General features: G+C 66.6%; 16 protein-coding genes. 13 read left to right on the forward strand and 3 right to left on the reverse strand.

Annotated elements, in window-relative coordinates; genetic code table 11:
• Positions 1-16 precede the first annotated feature (16 nt).
• The 12 genes from K5K93_RS02975 to K5K93_RS03030 all read left to right on the forward strand — a co-directional run bounded on the left by K5K93_RS02975 (position 17) and on the right by K5K93_RS03030 (position 17,404).
• Positions 17-1,996: a chemotaxis protein CheA gene (locus K5K93_RS02975; protein WP_025878970.1), complete on the forward strand. Its 1,980-nt coding sequence runs from the start codon at positions 17-19 to the stop codon at positions 1,994-1,996.
• 385 nt (positions 1,997-2,381) lie between these two features.
• Entirely contained in the window at positions 2,382-4,634 is a 2,253-nt protein-coding gene (locus K5K93_RS02980; RefSeq protein ID WP_222389708.1) for a methyl-accepting chemotaxis protein, read from the forward strand.
• A 213-nt stretch (positions 4,635-4,847) separates the two neighbouring features.
• Positions 4,848-5,621, forward strand: coding sequence for a flagellar brake protein (locus K5K93_RS02985; RefSeq protein WP_222389709.1), 774 nt, complete (start codon positions 4,848-4,850; stop codon positions 5,619-5,621).
• 230 nt (positions 5,622-5,851) lie between these two features.
• On the forward strand, positions 5,852-6,343 hold the full coding sequence (locus K5K93_RS02990; RefSeq protein WP_025878967.1) for a chemotaxis protein CheW: 492 nt from the start codon (positions 5,852-5,854) through the stop codon (positions 6,341-6,343).
• Between the two features lie 137 nt (positions 6,344-6,480).
• On the forward strand, positions 6,481-6,864 hold the full coding sequence (locus K5K93_RS02995) for a hypothetical protein (protein WP_025878966.1): 384 nt from the start codon (positions 6,481-6,483) through the stop codon (positions 6,862-6,864).
• A gap of 98 nt (positions 6,865-6,962) precedes the next feature.
• Positions 6,963-9,338: a methyl-accepting chemotaxis protein gene (locus tag K5K93_RS03000; protein WP_222389710.1), complete on the forward strand. Its 2,376-nt coding sequence runs from the start codon at positions 6,963-6,965 to the stop codon at positions 9,336-9,338.
• Positions 9,339-9,857: 519 nt separating this feature from the next.
• On the forward strand, positions 9,858-12,122 hold the full coding sequence (locus K5K93_RS03005) for a methyl-accepting chemotaxis protein (RefSeq protein ID WP_222389711.1): 2,265 nt from the start codon (positions 9,858-9,860) through the stop codon (positions 12,120-12,122).
• Positions 12,123-12,154: 32 nt separating this feature from the next.
• Positions 12,155-13,024: a CheR family methyltransferase gene (locus K5K93_RS03010; RefSeq protein WP_032975462.1), complete on the forward strand. Its 870-nt coding sequence runs from the start codon at positions 12,155-12,157 to the stop codon at positions 13,022-13,024.
• Positions 13,021-13,617 carry a chemoreceptor glutamine deamidase CheD gene (cheD, locus tag K5K93_RS03015; protein WP_025878962.1) on the forward strand — a complete coding sequence of 199 codons (597 nt, stop codon included), beginning with the start codon at positions 13,021-13,023 and terminating at the stop codon, positions 13,615-13,617. Before K5K93_RS03010 ends, cheD begins: the two co-directional genes overlap by 4 nt.
• Complete coding sequence (locus K5K93_RS03020) at positions 13,614-14,687, forward strand: chemotaxis response regulator protein-glutamate methylesterase (protein ID WP_222389714.1); 1,074 nt, start codon at positions 13,614-13,616, stop codon at positions 14,685-14,687. The genes cheD and K5K93_RS03020 overlap by 4 nt, the downstream gene beginning before the upstream one ends.
• An 87-nt stretch (positions 14,688-14,774) precedes the next feature.
• Positions 14,775-16,379, forward strand: a complete 1,605-nt coding sequence (locus K5K93_RS03025; protein ID WP_222389715.1) for a hypothetical protein — start codon at positions 14,775-14,777, stop codon at positions 16,377-16,379.
• Positions 16,380-16,423: 44 nt separating this feature from the next.
• Complete coding sequence (locus K5K93_RS03030; RefSeq protein WP_222389717.1) at positions 16,424-17,404, forward strand: hypothetical protein; 981 nt, start codon at positions 16,424-16,426, stop codon at positions 17,402-17,404.
• Positions 17,405-17,532: 128 nt separating this feature from the next.
• On the opposite strand, the gene acnB is transcribed toward K5K93_RS03030, so the two are convergent.
• Genes acnB through K5K93_RS03045 form a run of 3 tightly spaced genes read right to left on the reverse strand, consistent with a single transcriptional unit; the run spans position 17,533 to position 20,798 of the window.
• Positions 17,533-20,124, reverse strand: a complete 2,592-nt coding sequence (acnB, locus tag K5K93_RS03035; protein WP_222389719.1) for a bifunctional aconitate hydratase 2/2-methylisocitrate dehydratase — start codon at positions 20,122-20,124, stop codon at positions 17,533-17,535.
• Positions 20,125-20,165: 41 nt separating this feature from the next.
• Positions 20,166-20,567 carry a type II toxin-antitoxin system VapC family toxin gene (locus tag K5K93_RS03040; protein WP_025878956.1) on the reverse strand — a complete coding sequence of 134 codons (402 nt, stop codon included), beginning with the start codon at positions 20,565-20,567 and terminating at the stop codon, positions 20,166-20,168.
• A gap of 6 nt (positions 20,568-20,573) precedes the next feature.
• Positions 20,574-20,798, reverse strand: a complete 225-nt coding sequence (locus K5K93_RS03045) for an AbrB/MazE/SpoVT family DNA-binding domain-containing protein (RefSeq protein WP_025878955.1) — start codon at positions 20,796-20,798, stop codon at positions 20,574-20,576.
• 190 nt (positions 20,799-20,988) lie between these two features.
• On the opposite strand from K5K93_RS03045, the gene bamE reads away from it, so the two are divergent.
• Positions 20,989-21,360 (forward strand): outer membrane protein assembly factor BamE, encoded by a 372-nt coding sequence (gene bamE / locus K5K93_RS03050; protein WP_093818232.1) that lies wholly within the window; start codon positions 20,989-20,991, stop codon positions 21,358-21,360.
• Positions 21,361-21,568: the final 208 nt, after the last annotated feature.

Raw genomic sequence — 21,568 nt, forward strand, 5'->3', positions numbered from 1 at the left:
CCGGATCGCCACTGCCATGAGCATGGACCTGCAACGCTTCCACGCCACCTTCTTCGAGGAGAGCCGCGAAGGCCTCGACGCCATGGAGGCTGGCCTGCTGGCCCTGGAATCGGGACAACAGGACCCGGAGATCATCAACTCGGTGTTCCGTGCCGCCCACTCCATCAAGGGTGGCGCAGGCACGTTCGGCTTCGATGCCATCGCCGGGCTGACCCACGTGCTGGAGACGCTGCTCGATGAGCTGCGGGCCGGCAAGCGCGCACTGGAAGGCAACGCCGTCGATGCGATGCTGTCGTCGGTGGACGTACTGCGCGCCCTGTTGCGCGAGGCCGAGCACGGCCAGCCCGCCGATCCTGCAGCGGTTGCTGCGGTGAAGGCGCGCCTGGAAGCGGTGCTGTCCGGACAGGCGCCCGCCGCCGCTGCACCCGCTGCCGCCAGCAAGGTGGACGACACGCCGGAAGCCTGGCAGATCGGCTTCACCCCGGCACCGTCACTGTTCATGAGTGGCAACGACCCGTTGCGCATCATCCGCGAACTGGAACACCTGGGTTCGCTGCAGGTGGCCGCGCGCATGGATCGCCTGCCCGGCTTCGCCCAGCTCGACCCGCTTGAAGCCCACCTGGCGTGGGACCTGGGCCTGGTCGGCAAGGTGCCGCGCAGCAAGATCGAAGATACCTTCGCCTGGGTGCTGGACGACTGCGAACTGGACATCCGTCCGGCCGCACCGCCAAGCCTGGCCACCCAGGCACCGGCCGCCGCGCCGGTCGCTGCCCCTGCGCCCGCCGCTGCCGCACCGACGGCCAGTACCGGCGCCAGCCAGGAAGCAGAAACCTCCATCCGTGTCAGCGTCGACAAGGTCGATGCACTGATCAACCTGGTCGGTGAGCTGGTCATCACCCAGGCCATGCTCAAGCAGGTCTCGCACGCACTGGACCCTGTGCATGCCGAGAGCCTGTTCGCCGGCCTGGACCTGCTTGAACGCAATACCCGCGACCTGCAGGAGGCCGTGATCGGCGTGCGCATGCTGCCGGTCGACGCAGTGTTCCGCCGCTTCCCGCGCCTGGTCCGCGACCTGTCCGGCCGCCTGGGCAAGCACGTCCGCCTGCGCACCATCGGCGAAGGCACCGAGCTGGACAAGGGCCTGATCGAGAAGATTGCCGATCCGCTGGTGCATCTGGTCCGCAACTCCATCGACCACGGCCTGGAAATGCCCGACGTGCGTCGCGATGCTGGCAAGGACGAGACCGGCACGATCACCCTGGCGGCCTCGCACCAGGGCGGCCACATCGTCATCGAAGTCAGCGACGATGGCCGCGGCCTGAACCGCGAGAAGATCCTGGCCAAGGCGCAGGAACGCGGCCTGGCCGTACCGGACAACCCCACCGACTCGCAGGTCTGGGACCTGATCTTCCAGCCCGGCTTCTCCACCGCCGATGCGGTCACCGATCTGTCCGGTCGTGGCGTGGGCATGGACGTGGTCCGCCGCAACATCCAGGCGCTCGGTGGCGAGGTGCAGATTGAAAGTGGCCTCGGCACCGGCACGCGTACGCTGATCCGGCTGCCGTTGACCCTGGCCATCCTCGACGGCATGACCGTGGCGGTGGCCGGCGAAACCCTGATCCTGCCGCTGGCCTACGTGCTTGAAGCACTGCAGCCGCAGCCCGACGACATCCGCAGCATGGCCGGCGAAGGCCGCGTGCTGCGCGTGCGTGGCGAATACCTGCCGATCCTGTCGCTGAGCGAGTACTACGGCTATGGCCAGCGCGCACCCGGCAGTGAATCGCTGGTGGTGGTGGTTGAAGGCGATGGCCAGAAGATCGCGCTGGAAGTGGACGAACTGGTCGGCCAGCAGCAGGTCGTGGTGAAGAACATCGAGAACAACTACCGCCGTATCGGTGGGGTTTCCGGTGCCACCATCCTCGGCGATGGTCGCGTCGCCCTGATCGTCGACATCGGCGGCCTGGTGCGCTCGCTGCGGGTGCCGCAGGCCGCCTGATCTGCGCTACACGTTGTACCTGACCGCCGCCCTCCGGGGCGGCGGTTTTCGTTTGCGCGCGGGCGCCGGCAGCATTCGTACCCACGCGCAACGCGGCGGCGCCCACAACTGTGAACTCCGTCGTCCTGCGTCGTGAACCTGATCGAGCGCATGGTTTCGCCTGAAACCACGCCGTTACTGCGAAAGCCCCGCCACTGCTTGCTTTCCGTTGGTTTCCCCTACGCCAGCGAATGTGACATCGGTCCATAAAGTACGGCGCAGCTGCGCCGCTATCTCGGGTTGACGGCAGTCACCGATCCTTCACCCGGCACCACCGTTCCCTCCTGCAACGACCTTTTGCCCGCGGCGCCGCCGCCGGTATTCTGCCCACCCTGGAGCACCCTGCATGAAGTGGTTCCACGATCTGCCCATCGCCCGCAAGCTGGCTGTGGGATTCACCCTGACCACCCTGATGACCGTCGTGCTGGGTGCGTTCGCCCTGGTCCGCCTGTCCGAAGCCAACGCGCAGCTCAGCGCGATGGCCTCCAACGATATTCCGTCGGTGCAGTACCTCGGCGAAGTGCGCTCGCAGCTCGGTGAGTTCCGTACCTACGAACTGGCCCAGATCAGCATGCTGGACCAGCCGGAGAAGGTGGCCGACTACAACAAGCGCATGAACGACACCGCCACGGTGGTGCGCCAGCAGCTGGCCGCCTACGCCGCCCTGCCGGCCGGGGCCAAGGAGCGTGCGCTGTACCAGTCCGTGCAGGCCGACATCGATGGCTACTTCGCAGCCAACACCAAGCTGCGCGAAGCGGCCACCGCCGGTGATGGCGAATTGGCCCGGCAGATCTCCGACGAACAGTCGCGCCCGCTGCGCCGCAAGGCCTTCGAGGACCTCAAGACACTGGGCGCTTACAGCAGCTCGCTCATGCAGGGCAAGATCGACGCCGCCAATGCGACCCACCGCAACAGCATGCTGGCCATCATCGCCGCCATCGTGCTGCTGGTCGTGGTTGCCGCCACCCTGGCCGTGGTCATCTCGCGCGCCGTGGTCGGCCCGCTGGGCAAGGCCGTGCAGGCCATCCAGGCCGTCGCCCGCGGCGATCTCAGCGTCACTACCCAGGCCACCGGCAAGGATGAGGCGGGTCGCATGCTGGCGGCCACCGCGGAGATGACCGCGATGCTGCGTCGCTTCTCCGAGCAGACCCAGCTGATGGCACAGATGCATGCCGGTCCCGATATCAGCCACCGCATTCCGGAAGACTTCCCGGGTGTCTATGGCCAGCTCGCCGGCGGCATCAACACGGTGATCTTCGAACACCTCGATGCGATCCGTGATGCCATCGATGTGCTCAACCAGTACGCCACCGGCAACCTCGCCCCCGATGCGCGCCGGTTGCCGGGCAGCCGCGCGATCCTGCACGAATCGATGGATGCTGCCAAGGCTAGCCTGCTGGCCATCAACACGCAGATCCAGCAGCTGGCATCGGCCGCCGCCGCCGGCGACTTCAGCCAGCGCGGCGATGCGCAGCGCTTCAATCACGATTTCCGCTTGATGATCGAGCAGCTCAACAGCATGATGGAGGTCGCCGACGGCAATCTTGGCCAGCTCTCGCAGCTGCTGCAGTCCATCGCCGCGGGCGACCTGACCGCACGCATGGACGGCCAGTTCCACGGCGTGTTCGCCCGCATGCGTGACGATGCCAACACCACCGTCGCACAGTTGACCCAGATCGTCAGCCAGATCCAGGCCAGCACCTCGAGCATCACCCTGGCCTCGGGCGAAATCGCCTCGGGCAACAGTGACCTGTCGCGCCGTACCGAACAGCAGGCCGCCAATCTGGAAGAAACCGCCGCCTCGATGGAGGAACTGACCTCCACCGTGCGCCAGAATGCCGAGCACGCCCGCCAGGCCAACCAGCTCGCCATCGGCGCGCACGGCGTGGCCTCGCAGGGCGGCGAAGTGGTCGGCCAGGTGGTCACCACCATGTCGGCCATCGAAGCGTCCTCGAAGAAGATCGCCGAGATCATCTCGGTCATCGACGGCATCGCCTTCCAGACCAACATCCTGGCGCTGAATGCCGCAGTGGAAGCGGCCCGTGCAGGCGAACAGGGCCGTGGCTTTGCCGTGGTCGCCAGCGAAGTGCGTACCCTCGCCCAGCGCTCGGCCGCCGCCGCCAAGGAGATCAAGGGGCTGATCGACGAATCGGTCGGCAAGGTCGCCGAGGGTTCCAGCCTGGTCCACCAGGCCGGCAGCACCATGGGCGAGATCGTCGCGTCGGTGCAGCGCGTGACCGACATCATGGCCGAGATCTCCGCCGCCTCGCAGGAACAGTCGGCCGGCATCGAGCAGGTCAACCAGACCGTGGTGCAGATGGACGAAACCACCCAGCAGAACGCCGCGCTGGTGGAAGAAGCCACCGCCGCAGCGCGGGCGATGGAAGACCAGGCCGCACAGCTGGGCGAGGCCGTCGCACGCTTCCGCCTGGCCGCACCGAGCGCGGGCAATGCGCTACCGCGCGCAGCCATGGCCGTGGCCGTGGCCAGCAGTGCTCCGCGCAAGGCGGCGCCCGCATCCATCGCCGCACCTGCGCGCGTGCGCAAGCCCGTTGCGCAGCCGGCCCTGGCCGGTGACGGCGACTGGCAGGAGTTCTGATCGCAGCATCGGGGTGGCCGCGCGCCACCCCGTCAGCGGAAAGGCAGCGCCGGGCCATGCCCGGCCCGGGCACCACGCTTGCCCGACCGCCGCGGGCATGGCACAACGGAGCAAACGAGTGCGTTCGGTGCTACATAAATCCGCAACGCAGCCGATACCTCTTTCGAGCCACGCGCCCACACGCGTCGGCGCCCGCCCCTGACCACAGATTCCATGTCCGACGGCCACGACACTGCACTGCCCGAAGTCCATGCGGCCGACGCCGCGGATGATCGCTTTCTGGTCCGCAACCCCCGCCAGGTGAGGCAGCTGCTGCGTTCACTGATCGACCAGCGATCACTGATCAACGCCCATATCGACGGCCGCGATCGATCCTTCCCCACCGCCCTGCTGGAACTGGACGACGACGAGGATTTCCTGCTGCTCGATGGCAGCCCGCAGGAGGCCTCCAACCGCGCCGCCGAACAGTCCGACCACCTGCTCTGCTTCGCCCAGCTGGAACGGGTACTGGTGCGTTTCCGCCTGCATGACCTGCAGCGCGTGGACAACGAGGGCCATGTGGCGTTCCGCGCACCGCTGCCCGATGAACTGGTGCACCTGCAGCGGCGCGAACTGTACCGGCTGGAGACCCCCATCACCGACTCACCGCAATTGCTGCTGCCAGCGGGCGAGGCCCGCGCCGAAGCCTTGTCGATGCGGGTGGTGGACATCAGTGGCGGCGGCCTGGCGGTGACCGTGCCCACCGACTGCGCCATCTTCAGCCTGCAGCAGCGCTACCGGGCGCAGCTGTCGATGCCCGATGGCCCGGACCTGCAGATCGAACTGGTGGTCTGCAACCTGCTGCCGCAACGCCTGCCCAACGGCACCGAGGTCAAGCGCGTCGGCATGCGCTTCGACGACCTGCCGCGCGGCGGCGACAGCGCCATCCAGCGCTACATCTTCCGCATCGACCGCCAGCGCAAGGCACGCCGCAACGGCGAGCTCTGACACCCCCACGTTGGGTAGTGCCGGCCGCTGGCCGGCAACCTCGAAACCGCGTGGATACCGGTGCCAGCAGATCCACGCCATGCGTGGACGCAGGAGCCAGTAGATCCACGCCATGCGTGGATGCAGGAACTGCCGGCCAGCGGCCGGCACTACCAGATGCCTAAAGTCCCCCACCCAGGGGCCGATATCGAGCCTGACACCGGCACTTCCGGCAGAACCAGGACCCCTCGATGAACGACAAGAACAGCTCCGCCGCCGGCGCCGATGGCGAATTCCTCAGCTTCACCCTCGGCGCCGAGCACTACGGCGTGGACATCCTCAAGGTGCAGGAAATCCGCGGCTACGACGCCGTCACCCGCGTCCCCGATGCCCCGGACTACATCAAGGGCGTGATCAACCTGCGCGGCACCATCGTGCCGGTGATCGACCTGCGCCTGAAGCTGCGCCTGGAAGACGCCCGCTACGACGCCTTCACCGTGATGATCGTGCTCAACGTGGAAGACCGCGTGGTCGGCATTGTGGTCGACAGCGTCTCCGACGTGATCCCGCTGTCGGCCGAGCAGATCCGCCCGACCCCGGAATTCGGCGCGGCCGTCGACACCCGCTTCATCTCCGGCATCGGCACCCACGACGACCGCATGCTGATCCTGCTGGATATCGAAACCCTGCTGGACAGCGCCGACATGGGCCAGACCAACGTCGTCGAAGACGCTGCCGCCTGAGCAAACGGACCTTTTTCACGTTTCTGTTACGCAGCCCTTCAGTTCCCCTCATCCACGCCGATAGGGGGACAGAAGCCGGTCGCGCAGGAACGCGCCAAGGCCGGATCCACCATCACCATCCCCGGAGAATCACCCCGATGAAGTCCCTGCTTGCGTTCGTTTCGGCTGCCGTCCTGGCCACCACCGCTTCCTCCGCCTTCGCGCAGTCGGCCGAGATGATTCCGCCGGAGATGGCACCGCGCGCCGTCGGCAAGGACGGCATGGTCTGCGGCAAGGTCGAAAAGGCCCGCTTCGCAGAAGGTTCCGAAGGCCAGCCGACCTTCCTGTACATGGGCGGCGCCTTCCCGCGCCACACCTTCTCGGCACGCATCGCCGGCGAGAACCGCGGCAAGTTCTCCTTCCCGCTGGAAACCCTGGAAGGCAAGACCGTGTGCGTGATCGGCAAGATCCAGCGCGACGCCTCGCGCGCGGAAATCGAAGTCAGCTCGCCGTCCAGCCTGAAGCTGGCCAACATCAAGTAATCCGCTGTCCGTCAGACCGCGCCGGCCAGCGTGCCGGCGTGGCTGTTGCAACCGGGCCCCGCGCCCGGCCGCGTCTGCCTTAGGAGATCGCAACGCCCATGCCGTGGATCAACAACCTGAAACTGATGCCGAAGCTCATGCTGACCTTCGGTGTCCTCTTGCTGGTGATGCTGCTGCAGGGCATCGTCGCCTACCGTGGCCTGCATTCGCTGAACAACGTGACCACCGAACTGGCTGGTTCACGCATGGAGAGCATCCGCATGGCCGGCGAGATGCGCGGCATGCTCGGCGAGTACCGCAACAGCGCCTACCAGCAGCTGATCCGCGCCAGCGACGACGTCAAGGCCGACGCCCGCAAGCAGGCCGTCGAACTGCGCACCAGCATGGACAAGTCGATCAAGGACTATCCGAAGCTGGTCGACAACGCACAGCAGAAGAAGCTGTTCGACACCTTCGCCAAGGACTGGAAGGACGCGCTGGCCTCCTATGACAGCGTCACCGAAATGCTGGAGCTGGACCTGCCCGACGATGCGATCGACACCTTCGTCGGCGAAACCCGCACCAAACACCGCAAGGCCGGCGCCGCGCTTGAAGCGCTGATCGCCGAAGACAACCGCCTCGCCCGCGCCTCGCGCGACGAAGCCGCCTCCACCTATTCCGCCTCGGCCGTGCTGACCGTCATCGCCCTGCTCGGCGGCGCCGCGCTCGGCCTGGTGCTGGTGTGGCTGTTCGCCCGTGCCCTGGTCGGCAGCGTGCGTGGCGCTGTCTCGGTGGCCAACGACGTCGCCGGTGGCAAGCTTGATGGCCATATCGACGTCAGCCGCCAGGACGAAGTGGGCGAACTGATGCAGGCCATGCAGCGCATGCAGCGCGACCTGCGCGAGCGCACCGAAACCGACCAGGCCATCGCCCGCGAGAACCTGCGCATCCGCACCGCGCTGGATTACAGCTCGACCGGCGTCTACCTGACCGACCCCAACAACACCATCGTCTACAGCAACCGCGCCCTGCAGCAGACCCTGGCCCAGTACCAGGACGAGCTGCGCCGCGACCTGCCCGACTTCGACGTCCACGCCTCACTGGTCGGCAAGCCGGTCACCGTGCTTGAACACCGCGGCGAGATGGACAACACCCTGCTGGCCAACCTCAAGCAGCATGGCGTTGCCCGCCGCCCGATGCAGTATGGCGATGCCCAGTTCGCCCAGGTCGTGTCGACCATCCGCAACGAAGACGGCGACACCGTCGGCTACGTGGTGGAATGGCGCGACCGCACCCAGGAAGCGCAGGTCGAGGCGGAAGTGGCACGGGTGATCGCCCAGGCCGCTGCCGGCGACCTGTCCGGCCGCATCGATGCCAACGACAAGGAAGGCTTCTTCCTGCAGCTGGCCCACCAGATCAACGGCCTGCTGGACGCCAACTCGGGCAGCATCGAACAGATCTCCGGCCTGCTCGCCGCACTGTCGCAGGGTGACCTGACCGTGCGCATGCACGGCGACTACCAGGGCGTGTTCGCCCGCATGCGCGACGATGCCAATGCCACCGCCGCGCAGCTGAGCGAGATCGTCACCCGCATCAAGCAGTCCAGCCGTGCGATCAGCTCGGCCGCCGGTGAAATCGCCTCCGGCAACAGCGACCTGTCGCGCCGCACCGAACAGCAGGCCGCGAACCTGGAAGAAACCGCCGCCTCGATGGAAGAACTGACCTCCACCGTGCGCCAGAACGCCGAGCACGCCCGCCAGGCCAACCAGCTCGCCATCGGCGCGCACGGCGTGGCGTCGCAGGGTGGCGAAGTCGTCGGCCAGGTGGTCACCACCATGTCGGCCATCCAGGCCTCGTCGAAGAAGATCGCGGAAATCATCTCGGTGATCGACGGCATTGCCTTCCAGACCAACATCCTGGCGCTGAACGCCGCGGTGGAAGCAGCCCGTGCCGGCGAACAGGGCCGTGGCTTCGCCGTGGTCGCCAGTGAAGTGCGCACCCTCGCCCAGCGCTCGGCCGCTGCCGCCAAGGAGATCAAGGGCCTGATCGACGACTCGGTCGGCAAGGTCAACGACGGCTCGGCACTGGTGCACAAGGCCGGGGCCACCATGGGCGAGATCGTTGCCTCGGTGCAGCGCGTGACCGACATCATGGCCGAGATCTCCGCTGCCTCGCAGGAGCAGAGCGCCGGCATCGAGCAGGTCAACCAGACCGTGGTGCAGATGGACGAAACCACCCAGCAGAACGCCGCGCTGGTGGAAGAAGCCACCGCCGCCGCACGTGCGATGGAAGAACAGGCGGGCCACCTCAGCGAGGCGGTCTCGATCTTCGTGGTCGACGAAGCCGAAGCCGTGGTCGCCACGCGCGCACCGGCACCACGCGCGCCGGCACCGGCAGCCCCGGGTCCGGCAGCGGCCGCAGCGCCAGCCCGCCGCAGCACCGGCGGCCGATCCATGGCCACCGAACTGGCTGATGGAGACTGGCAGGAATTCTGATTCCTGCCTGACCTGAGGCACGAAAACGCCCCGGCCCTGCGCTGGGGCGTTTTCCTTTGCGGCCTCGCCAGGTGTTGTCCAGCCAATGGCGCAGTGCTTCGGGGTCAGATCCGTTTTCCGTAGGAAAACGGATCTGACCCCTCTTTCCAATTGGAAACTCAACGCACTTGCCGTCCGACACCGGGATGCCAGATGAGTCGTGCGGGGATGGGCTGGCGGGACCGTTGGCGCCATGGATGGCGCCATCGAGCCCCCATGGATGGGTTTACGGCGTGTCCCGCCAGCCCATCCCCGCACGGCTCCCCCTCAACATTGCAGAGCCGACCATCCGCAGTTGCTGTTGCTCTCGCTCCAAAAGCCTGCCGCAGGCAGCGCCGCAGCCGCCGCCGCTGCAAACGAACCTGAATACGTTCGAACAGCCCACCTCAATCCCCCGCCCCCGCGGCCGATAACGGTCATGTCACCGCTGCTCCCGATCAGCACCGGCGCCTCCACCCACCACCACCCGGGTACTGCTCGATGAATCTCCTGCATCGCTGGCAACACTACTTCAGCAATCTCTCCGTCCGACGCAAGCTCAATCTGCTCACGCTGCTGATCGCACTCGGCGTGATCGCGCTCTCGGTGATCGCTGCCCGCATGCAGTACCTGGACCTGACCGATACCCGCAAGTCTTCGCTGAAGACCCAGGTCGAACTGAGCTACGGCATCCTCGACCACTACCATCGCCTGGCCGGAACCGGCGAGCTCAGCGAAGAAGCGGCCAAGGCTGCCGCGCTGCAGGCGCTGGAAGTCATGCGCGCGCACAACGATACCTATTACTACAACATCTACGACACCGGCTATCACGTGCTCATGCACCCGTTCCGCAAGGATCTGGTAGGCAAGGACATGAAGGATTTCCGTACCGGCGATGGCATCCGCATCTACTACGACCAGATCGAAGCAGCCAAGGCCGGCGGCGGTTTCGTCGCCTATCGCTGGGCCAAGCCCGGCGAGAAGGGGGAAGTCGAAAAGGTCGCCTACGCTGGCCTGTTCAAGCCCTGGAACTGGGTGGTCAGCAGCGGCGTGTACATGGATGACGTGCAGCAGCAGGCACTGGCCTTCACCGCCATCATGACCCTGGCCGGCGGCGTGCTGGTGCTGATCGTGCTGGCATTGAGCTGGGTCATCGGCAACCGCATCGCACGCCCACTGAAGCTGGCCACCGCCGTGGCCGAAGGCATCGCCGGCGGCAAGCTGGACAGCCACATCGGCCCCCAGCCGCATGACGAAACCGGTCGCCTGCTCGAAGCCATGTCGCGCATGCAGCAGCAGCTGCACGCGGTCATCAGCGGCCAGCGCGAGATGGCGCGCCTTCACGATGGCGGTGAACTCAGCTACCGCATCGACGCCAGCAGCTTCCCCGGTGAGTACGGACTGATGGTGCAGGAAACCAACGTCCTGGTCGGCAGCCACGTGCAGACCCTGCACGATGTACTGAACGTCGTGCAGCAGTACGCCGTGGGCGACCTCAGCAGCGACATCGCGCGCTATCCGGGCGAAAAGGCGGCGATGACCACCACCGTCGACACGGTCAAGGCCAACCTCGGCCGCATCAACGCCGAGATCAAGCGCCTGGCCAGTGCCGCCGCCGCGGGCGACTTCAGCCAGCGCGGCGACGCACAGCACTTCGATCACGATTTCCGCACCATGCTGGAGAACCTCAATGCCATGATGGCAGTCAGCGATGACAACCTCGGCAAGCTCTCGCAGCTGCTGTCGTCCATTGCCGACGGCGACCTGACGGCGCGCATGCACGGTGACTACCAGGGCGTGTTCGCCCGCATGCGCGACGATGCAAACGCCACGGTCAGCCAGCTGACCCAGATCGTCGGCCAGATCCAGGCCAGTGCCTCCAGCATCACCCTGTCGGCCGGCGAAATCGCCTCGGGCAACAGCGACCTGTCGCGCCGTACCGAACAGCAGGCCGCCAATCTGGAAGAAACCGCCGCTTCGATGGAGGAACTGACCTCCACCGTGCGCCAGAACGCCGAGCATGCACGCCAGGCCAACCAGCTCGCCATCGGCGCGCATGGCGTGGCCTCGCAGGGCGGCAGCGTGGTCGGCCAGGTGGTCACCACCATGTCGGCCATCGAAGCGTCCTCGAAGAAGATCGCCGAGATCATCTCGGTCATCGATGGCATTGCCTTCCAGACCAACATCCTGGCGCTGAACGCCGCGGTGGAAGCAGCCCGTGCCGGCGAACAGGGCCGTGGCTTTGCCGTGGTCGCCAGCGAAGTGCGTACCCTTGCCCAGCGCTCGGCCGCCGCCGCCAAGGAAATCAAGGGCCTGATCGACGACTCGGTCGGCAAGGTCGCCGAGGGTTCCAGCCTGGTCCACCAGGCCGGCAGCACCATGGGCGAGATCGTCGCCTCGGTGCAGCGCGTGACCGACATCATGGCCGAGATCTCCGCCGCCTCGCAGGAGCAGTCCGCCGGCATCGAGCAGGTCAACCAGACCGTGGTGCAGATGGACGAAACCACCCAGCAGAACGCCGCGCTGGTGGAAGAAGCCACCGCCGCCGCGCGGGCGATGGAAGACCAGGCCGCACAGCTGGCCGACGCCGTGGCGATCTTCCGCCTCGACAACCAGGTCGCTGTCGCAGTGAAGGCGGTGACCGCCAAGGTCGCGCCGAAGGCTGCCAGCCCTGCGCCTTCGCGACCGCTGTCGACGCCGGCACCGATCCGCCGTACCCACTCCAGCACCGTCGTCTCCAACGACGGCGACTGGCAGGAATTCTGATCCTCGCGGCGGCTCCGGCCGCCGCCCCGCCGATGGACACGTCACCCGTGCAGAGCCCTACCCCCATCGTCAGCGGTACGCGCGAATTCGAATTCGCCGACCGTGATTTCCGCCGCGTCTGCGACCTGATCTACCAGCGCGTGGGCATCGCCCTCGCCCCGGCCAAGCGCGACATGGTGTACGGACGCCTGTCGCGCCGCCTGCGTACGCTGGGCATGCGCAGCTTCCAGCAGTACCTGGACCACCTGGAACAGGGTGATGGTGACGAGTGGCAGGCATTCACCAATGCGCTGACCACCAACCTCACTGCGTTCTTCCGCGAGCCGCACCATTTCGACAAGCTGCGCGAAGAGCTGCAGCAGCGCAACGGGCGCGGTCCGCTGCTGTTGTGGTCGTGCGCCGCCTCCACCGGCGAAGAGCCCTACTCGATGGCGATCACCGCCTGCGAAGCGTTCGGCACCCTGAAGCCGCCGGTACGCATCGTCGCCACCGACGTCGACACCCAGGTGCTGGCCACCGCCGGGCGCGGCGTCTACAACATCGACCGTGTCGCCGGCCTCGACCCGGACCTGCGTCGCCGCTATTTCCAGCGTGGCAGTGGCCCCAACGAAGGCCAGTGCCGCGTGCTGCCGGCGCTGCGCGAACTGATCGAATTCCGCCCGTTGAACCTGCTGGCACCGCGTTACGACGTCGGCGGCCCGTTCGATGCGCTGTTCTGCCGCAACGTGATGATCTACTTCGACAAGCCGACCCAGCGCGCGATTCTTGGCCGCCTGGTCAACCACCTGGCCGACGACGGCCTGCTCTATACCGGCCACTCGGAGAACTACCTGCACGCGGCCGACCTGATCCAGCCCTGCGGCCGTACCCTGTACCGTCGTGCGGCAAAGGCCGGCGCATGAACGCATCACTGCGTACCGACGATGTGATGCGCTACCAGGACGCACGCTTCAAGACCATCGCCGCCAAGCTGCTGCCAACCCAGTACCTGGTGGTGGATGACACCACCGCGCTGACCACTACGCTGGGCTCCTGCGTGGCGGCTTGCCTGCGCGACCCGGTACTCAAGATCGGCGGCATGAACCACTTTCTGCTGCCCGAAGGCAACGCCGGCGACGGCGCGCCCGCACGTTATGGCAGCTATGCGATGGAACTGCTGATCAACGACATGCTCAAGCGCGGCGCCCACCGCAAGCGCATCGAGGCGAAGGTGTTCGGCGGCGCCAACGTGCTGAAGGGTTTCACCAGCAATCCGGTAGGCACCCGCAACGCCGAGTTCGTGCGCCAGTACCTGCAGGCCGAACACATCCCGATCCTCGCCGAGGACCTGTGCGGCATCCATCCGCGCAAGATCTGGTTCTTCGCCGATACCGGCCGCGTGGTGGTGCAGCGCCTGCCACACGCCCACGAAGCCGAAGTCGCCGCGACCGAATCGGCCGTGCGCGCACGCCTGTCCAAGGCCCCGGTCACCGGTGGCGTGGAGCTGTTCGAATGACCCTGACCGGCAACGCCCCCTGCCGGGTCCTGATCGTCGACGACTCCGCCGTCGTGCGGCAGATGCTCACCGAGATCCTGTCCAGCGATCCGGCCATCGACGTGGTCGGTACCGCCGCCGACCCGCTGCTGGCCCGCGAGAAGATCAAGCGCCTGGCCCCGGACGTGATCACCCTGGACGTGGAAATGCCACGCATGGATGGCCTGGCGTTCCTGGAAAACCTGATGCGCCTGCACCCGCTGCCGGTGGTGATGATCTCTTCGCTGACCGAACGCGGCGCCGATACCACCCTGCAGGCACTGGGCCTGGGCGCGGTGGACTTCGTGTCCAAGCCCAAGCTCGACGTGGCCCGCGGCCTGCAGAGCTATGCCGATGAAATCATCGCCAAGGTAAAGATGGCTGCGCGTTCCCGGGTGCGCCCGCTGGTACGCGTGGCCACGCCGAAACTCACGCTGGACACAGCACCTGCCGCGCGCCCGGCAGCAACGCAGTTCCGCACCACCGACCGCCTGATCGCCATCGGCTCGTCGGCTGGCGGTACCGAAGCATTGCGCGTGGTGCTGGAAGGCATGCCCGCCGACGGTCCGGCCGTGGTGATGACCCAGCACCTGCCCGCCAGCTTCAGCACCGCCTTCGCCGAACGACTGGACCGTCACTCGGCGATGGCCGTTCGCGAAGCCAGCGACGGTGAAGCGGTATTGCCCGGCCACGCCTACCTCCCTCCGGGCGGCAAGCACCTGCGGATCATCCGCGACGGTGCGCGCTGGCGCTGCCGTGTCGACGATGGTCCTGCGGTGAACCGGCACAAGCCGGCGGTGGACGTGCTGTTCCGCTCGGTGGCACAGAGCGCGGGCGGCAATGCCATCGGCGCGATCCTCACCGGCATGGGCGACGACGGCGCACGCGGCCTGCTGGAAATGCGCCAGGCCGGCGCGCCGACGCTGGTGCAGGACGAGGCGACCAGCGTGGTCTGGGGCATGCCCGGCGCGGCCTTCAAGCTCGGCGCTGCCGAGGAACAGGTGCCGCTGGAGCGCATTGCCGAACGACTGCTGGCGATGGCCCGCGGCTGACCGACCACAGCGCCGCAGCGCCTCATCCCGTCTTTCAAACGCCGGCCCCGGAGGGGCCAGCTGTTTCGTTCTTCAAGGAGCTATACCATGGCCCAGCGCCGCTTCCCCACCCGAACCTCGCTGCTGGCTGCCGCGCTGCTGGCCCCGTTGGCCCCGCTGGCGGCCACGTCTGCCGCACAACCAGCATCGCCCCACCCAACACCCGCCGCTGCCACCGACACCGCTACCACCACCGACCACCCTGCCCCCTGGACTGATCGGGTACAGATCCAGAGCGGTCCGGCCGGCGCGCTGAAGCGCATGCACGCACCCGACGTGGCGCTGCGCATCGTCACTCCCGATGACAGTGAGGCGCTCACGCCGAAGGGGCTCGCGCTTCTCTTCAGCGGCAACGAGCCGGACTACTTCCAGCGTAACAATCTGCCCGGCAGCATCATCGAAGGACAAGCCAGTCCCGCCATCACGCTGATGCCAAACGTGGCCAAGGCGCTGGTGGGCGGCTACTTCCGCTATGCACCCGACGCGCTGCCCGCGCAGACCAGTATCCTGCGCTTCAGTGCAGACACGTGGGCGCTGGTGCACCAGGGCAACACACGCAAGGATCCGCTCTACCGCCTCAACCACTCCAGCACCATCGAGCAGCGGCGTGCCGACGGTACGCTGGCGGAAATCATCAGCTGCAATGACAGCGACAACCGCGCAACCCTGGAAGCGTGGCAAGCCGATGATTACGCGCGGCTCAAGGCGGCCGCGCAGATGATCACGATGAAATGCATCGAGAAGCTGGTCAAGAGGATCCCCGCGATGTATCCGCGCCCGTTGGCCGCTGAAGATGTCAGCGCCTATGCTGACGGCGCCGCTCCCCCGGCACGGGTGCGCGTCTACGCCGCCCTGGGGCGCACCACCACCCTGTACACCGATGCCGCCTGCCGCGAAGACTACCGCGACAGGATCGACGTCAAGTACAACAACGCCGGCGACAAGGGCGTGCTCGGCATCCCCGTTACGGAAACCCTGCGCAGCAAAGAGAACGAGCGGTTTTCCATGCTCAGCTACCAGGAATACGAAGTACCCGGTGGCAAGCCGCTGATCTTCGAGGCACGCTTCGACGCGAGCAGTCGCGTGTACTGCGACGGCAAGCTGTCGGGCCAGTTCGTGGCCAGGCCCGGCCAGGATTACGAGGTGGAATTTGAAGTGGCCGACAAGATCTGTCGGCTGCATATCCGGCAGGTGCATACCGATGGCAGCGTGACACCGCAGCAGGCGCGGCCAACCCCCACGATCTGCGAGGGCACCCGCGCGCCGGTGCGCATCGAACCGCGCCAGGACATGCAGGTCCTGCTGTTCACCCCGGGCAAGCTGCAGATCCAGGACGCCTCGCAGAACAGTGCGCCGCAGCAGCTGAGCGACGACGCCAACGCCAACGCCGCACTGCAGCAGGTGCTGCAGCAGGCCAGCAGCACCCCCGGTACGCGGTTGTGCATCGTGACGCCCGGCAGCACCTACAGCAGCCCACTGCGCGACGCGCTCTGGAACCGGGTGCTGGAATCGCCACAGGCGCTGCCCAGTCTTTGGCTGGAGGCTGCCGCAGTCACTCCGTCGCACAGCGCCGCAGCAGGCGCCCAGGTCGACCTCGCCACCGCCATGACCCACTGCAAGGCCATCCCGATCAAGGAATTCGCGGCGCAGTGAGTTGCAGCGCGCGCACCCGTCACGTTTCCCCAAGGAGTACCACCGTGGCATTACGCCAAACCTGCCTCACCGCCGCGTTCGCAGCCAGCCTGCTGCTGGCTCCGTCGGCCCACGCCGTCGACGAAGAACACGCACCGGCGCCCGATGCCGCCGCCGTGACCACGATCGATGCAACGCCCGATCGGGCAACGGATGCCATGCCGGCCCCTGAAACATCGGCCACCTCCCCCGTGGTCGATGCCGTTGGTGACGCGCCGGCAACCATGGTCGTTGCCGAACCAGCCGCCGGGGACGTCACAGTGGCTGTGGCACCCGCACTGGATCTCAGCAGCCTGCAACGGGTAAAGGTCACTTCCGGCCTGGGCGTCGGTCCCAACGGCAATCGCGTGGGCGACCATGTGCTGCGCTTGGTGATGCGCGGTGACACCGCCGCCGTCACCGCAGCCAAGGTCGGTCTGTCTGCCTTGGCGTTCGTCACCGGCGTGGGTGACATCGGCACCAGCAACAGCTTCAGCAAGAACAACGTGCGCGGCGAGGACATCCAGTCCGTTCCCAGCCCGGCCTTCGGCGCGTTGCCCGGCATGATCCGCGAGCAGCTGGCGCTCTATTTCGCAGCGCATCCCGGCGCCATTCCCAGTGACGAGCGCACCGTGGAAGCCAGCGCCGGCCAGTGGTCGCTGGTGTACCAGAAGCTCAGCGACGCAGAGACCCCGTATGAGCTGCGCCACGATGTAACCATCGGCTTCCCGCTGGTGCGCAAGCTGTTCCGCAGCGCCAGTGGCGGCCAGGGAGTGCACTGCCAGGACGAAGCGCGTGTTGCTCCGCTGCAGGAATGGCAGGCCGACGACTACGCCAAGGCGAAAGCCGCATCGCGTGAGTTCGCCGAAGCCTGCATCGTCCGCTTCGTCGCCGAGCTGCCGCGCCTGTTCCCTGACCACGGCGCGTTGCCGGAAACGGCCGCGGACCCGGAGCTGCCGACGGACACGCCAGCGGTGACCGAGGAAACGGCCGCCGCCCTGGCCTGACCCCGCACGGACCTGAATCGCGGCCAGCGGCCGGCACTACCAGGCATCATCGGCACAACAAAAAACCCCCGGCTCTCACCGGGGGTTCTTCGTTTCAACGGGCTGCCGGCCAGCGGCCGGCACTACCCTCAGGCAGCGACCGTGTTGGCCACGTCCTGGTATTCCTCGATCTGGTCGAAGTTCATGTAACGGTAGATCTCGCTGCCGCTGGCGGCGATCACACCGATATCGGCCATGTACTCTTCCTTGGTCGGGATGCGGCCCAGGCGCGAGCAGATTGCCGCCAGTTCCGCCGAACCCAGGTACACGTTGGTGTTGCGGCCCAGGCGGTTCGGGAAGTTGCGGGTCGAGGTCGACATCGCGGTGGAGCCTTCGCGGATCTGCGCCTGGTTGCCCATGCACAGCGAGCAGCCCGGCATTTCCATGCGTGCGCCGGTCGCGCCGAAGGTGCCGTACACGCCTTCCTTGGTCAGCTCGGACGCATCCATCTTGGTCGGCGGGGCCACCCACAGGCGGGTCGGCAGGTCACGCTTGCCTTCCAGCAGCTTGGCAGCCGCACGGAAGTGACCGATGTTGGTCATGCACGAACCGATGAACACTTCGTCGATCTTGGCGCCAGCGACTTCGGACAGGGTCTTCACGTCGTCCGGGTCGTTCGGGCAGGCCACGATCGGCTCGTGGATGTCGGCCAGGTCGATCTCGATGACGGCGGCGTACTCGGCGTCGGCATCCGGCTCCAGCAGCTCCGGGTTGGCCAGCCACGCTTCCATCTTCTCGATACGGCGCTGCAGCGAGCGCGGATCCTGGTAACCCTCGGCAATCATCCACTTCAGCAGCGTGATGTTGCTGGTGAGGTACTCGATGATCGGCTCCTTGTTCAGGCGCACCGAGCAGCCGGCCGCCGAACGCTCGGCCGAGGCATCGGACAGTTCGAACGCCTGTTCGACCTTCAGCTCCGGCAGGCCTTCGATCTCCAGGATGCGGCCGGAGAAGATGTTCTTCTTGCCAGCCTTGGCCACGGTCAGCAGGCCCGACTTGATCGCGTACAGCGGAATCGCGTTGACCAGGTCACGCAGGGTCACGCCCGGCTGCATCTTGCCCTTGAAGCGCACCAGCACCGACTCCGGCATGTCCAGCGGCATCACTCCGGTGGCAGCGGCGAAGGCGACCAGGCCCGAACCGGCCGGGAACGAAATGCCCACCGGGAAACGGGTGTGCGAGTCGCCACCGGTGCCGACGGTGTCCGGCAGCAGCATGCGGTTGAGCCAGCTGTGGATCACGCCGTCGCCCGGACGCAGCGAAATGCCGCCGCGGGTGGAGATGAATTCCGGCAGGGTGTGGTGGGTCTTGACGTCCACCGGCTTCGGGTAGGCCGCGGTGTGGCAGAACGACTGCATCACCAGGTCGGCCGAGAAGCCCAGGCAGGCCAGGTCCTTCAGCTCGTCGCGGGTCATCGGGCCGGTGGTGTCCTGCGAGCCCACCGAGGTCATCTTCGGTTCGCAGTAGGTGCCCGGGCGCATGCCCTGGCCTTCCGGCAGGCCACAGGCGCGGCCAACCATCTTCTGCGCCAGCGAGAAGCCCTTGCCGGTGTCGGCCGGCTGCACCGGCAGGCGGAACAGATCGGTCGGGGCCAGGCCCAGCGCTTCACGCGCCTTGCCGGTCAGGCCACGGCCGATGATCAGTGGAATGCGGCCACCGGCGCGCACTTCGTCGAACAGCACTTCGGACTTGACCTGGAACTCGGCGATCACTTCACCGTTCTTCAGCGCCTTGCCTTCGTACGGACGCAGCTCGACCACATCGCCGTGCTCCATCTTCGACACGTCCAGCTCGATCGGCAGCGCGCCGGCATCTTCCATGGTGTTGTAGAAGATCGGGGCGATCTTCGAACCCAGGCAGACGCCACCGGCGCGCTTGTTCGGGATGTACGGAATGTCATCGCCGGTCCACCACAGCACGCTGTTGGTGGCCGACTTGCGCGAGGAACCGGTGCCGACCACGTCGCCGACATAGGCGACCAGATGGCCCTTGTCCTTCAGCGACAGGATCTGCTGGATCGGGCCACGCTTGCCATCTTCTTCCGGGGTGAACGGCGCGTCGTCGCGCTTGTTCTTCAGCATCGCCAGTGCGTGCATCGGAATGTCCGGGCGGGTGGTCGCGTCCGGTGCCGGCGACAGGTCGTCGGTGTTGGTTTCGCCCGGCACCTTGAATACGGTGACGGTCAGGCTCTGCGGCACTTCCGGGTTGCTGGTGAACCACTCGGCATCGGCCCAGCTCTGCAGTACGGCCTGGGCGTTGGCGTTGCCGGCCTTGGCCTTTTCCTGCACGTCGTGGAAGGCATCGAACACCAGCAGGGTCTTCTTCAGCGCGTCGGCAGCGATGGCGCCAACGCTGGCATCGTCCAGCAGCTGCACCAGCGGCGCGACGTTGTAGCCGCCCAGCATGGTGCCCAGCAGCTCGGCGGCGCGCTCGCGGCTGATCAGCGGGTTCTGCTCGCTGCCCAGTGCGATCGCAGCCAGGTACGAGGCCTTGACCTTGGCCGCGTCATCGACGCCGGCCGGCACGCGGTGGGTCAGCAGGTCGAGCAGGAACTCGGCCTCGCCCTGCGGCGGGTTCTTCAGCAGTTCGATGACATCGGCCGTCTGCTGCGCGGTCAGCGGCAGGGGCGGGATGCCAAGCGCAGCGCGCTCGGCGACGTGGTGGCGGTAGGCTTCCAACATGACAACTCCCGGGTAATGCGTGAGGTGAATAAAAAGTGGGCTCAGGCTTGCGGCACGATCAGCTTCAGGCCCTTGAAGTAGTCGCGATAAAACGTGTCGTTCCAGGTGATCAGGCCATCGCACTGCAGCAGGGCGTGCGCGCCGATCATGAATTCGTCCAGGCCACGGCGATGGCTGCCGCCGCGCTGGCGATGGCGGCGATGCATCTCACCCGCGCGCAGTGCCGATTTGGCTTCCAGCGCGTTGAAGTGCACGCCCATTTCCTCCAGCGCTTCCAGCACCTCGGCGCCGCCGCGCAGCGCCGCACAGATCTCGGCCAGGGTCGCGCCGCAGACCACCACGCGGCCACCGACCAGGCTCTGCCGCAGGCAGGCTTCCACCGCATCGGCCTGCGGGCCGTTGCTGAGCAGTTCGACCAGTACCGGTGAATCGACGGCGATCATCACCGCTTACTCCTCGTCGCGCAGGTCGCGCACGGCCGCGTCGGCCGATTCGAAGCCGTCCAGCGAGAACTTTCCACGGGCGCGGGAGATCGCATCGTCCACGCTCTTGCGCAGGATGATCCGGCTGCCTTCCAGCTCCACCTTCAGCAAGGTGCCCTTGGTCAGGCCCAGCGCATCGCGCACTGCCTTGGGCAGGGTGATCTGTCCGCGTTCAGCAACGGTGGCTTCCATGGGGTACGCCTCAAAAAGTATGCATGAATTATACATACCCGTCGCATCCGGAACAAACCTCCCGATATGTGACCCTGATCCCTCGTCAGTCGCAGCCGGGGGTTAGACTCGCCCAGCAGCCCTGCTGCGCCCCGGCTGGACGCCCCGGCGCTCCAACCGCACCTATCCGCTCCATAAATAAGGAAGTTTCATGCGCGCGCTCGCCCTTGCCCTGATCCTCGCAGTCCCGCTGGCCGTTTCGACGACCTCCGCCCATGCCAACCCGTTCGGCGCCTACACCACCGGCATCGAGATCACCCAGCAGCAGATGGACACCCTGGAAGTGGGCAAGACCACCCAGGACAATATCCGTGAGAAATTCGGCGCCCCCGGCCGCCGCGAACAGCTGGGCGACACCCAGGTCTGGTACTACGACTTCGTGAAGATCAAGAGCTTCGGCAAGAACATCCAGGAAGCGACCGTACTGGAGTTCAACAAGCAGGGCGTGCTGACGGCCAAGTCCAAGAGCAACGCTGTCGGCAAGACCGGCAATCCGCTGATCGATGCCGCCAACGGCAAGTAAGTCCTGCAGCCGATGCATTCATGGACGGGGCGCCCATGAGCGCCCCGTCTGCGTGCGGGCCGGCGCAGAAACGATGCACACGCTGACACGAAGGCTACACACACCGCTGTAACCTTGCGTTCCAAGCCTGCCGGGTCATTGCCGGGCACTGGATCGCCGATACTGGGCAGGATCCGGGGCCGGAGTGCCACCGGCAAACGCAAGCAGG

The organism is Stenotrophomonas sp. DR822, from assembly GCF_019793815.1.
Classification (GTDB): domain Bacteria; phylum Pseudomonadota; class Gammaproteobacteria; order Xanthomonadales; family Xanthomonadaceae; genus Stenotrophomonas; species Stenotrophomonas indicatrix.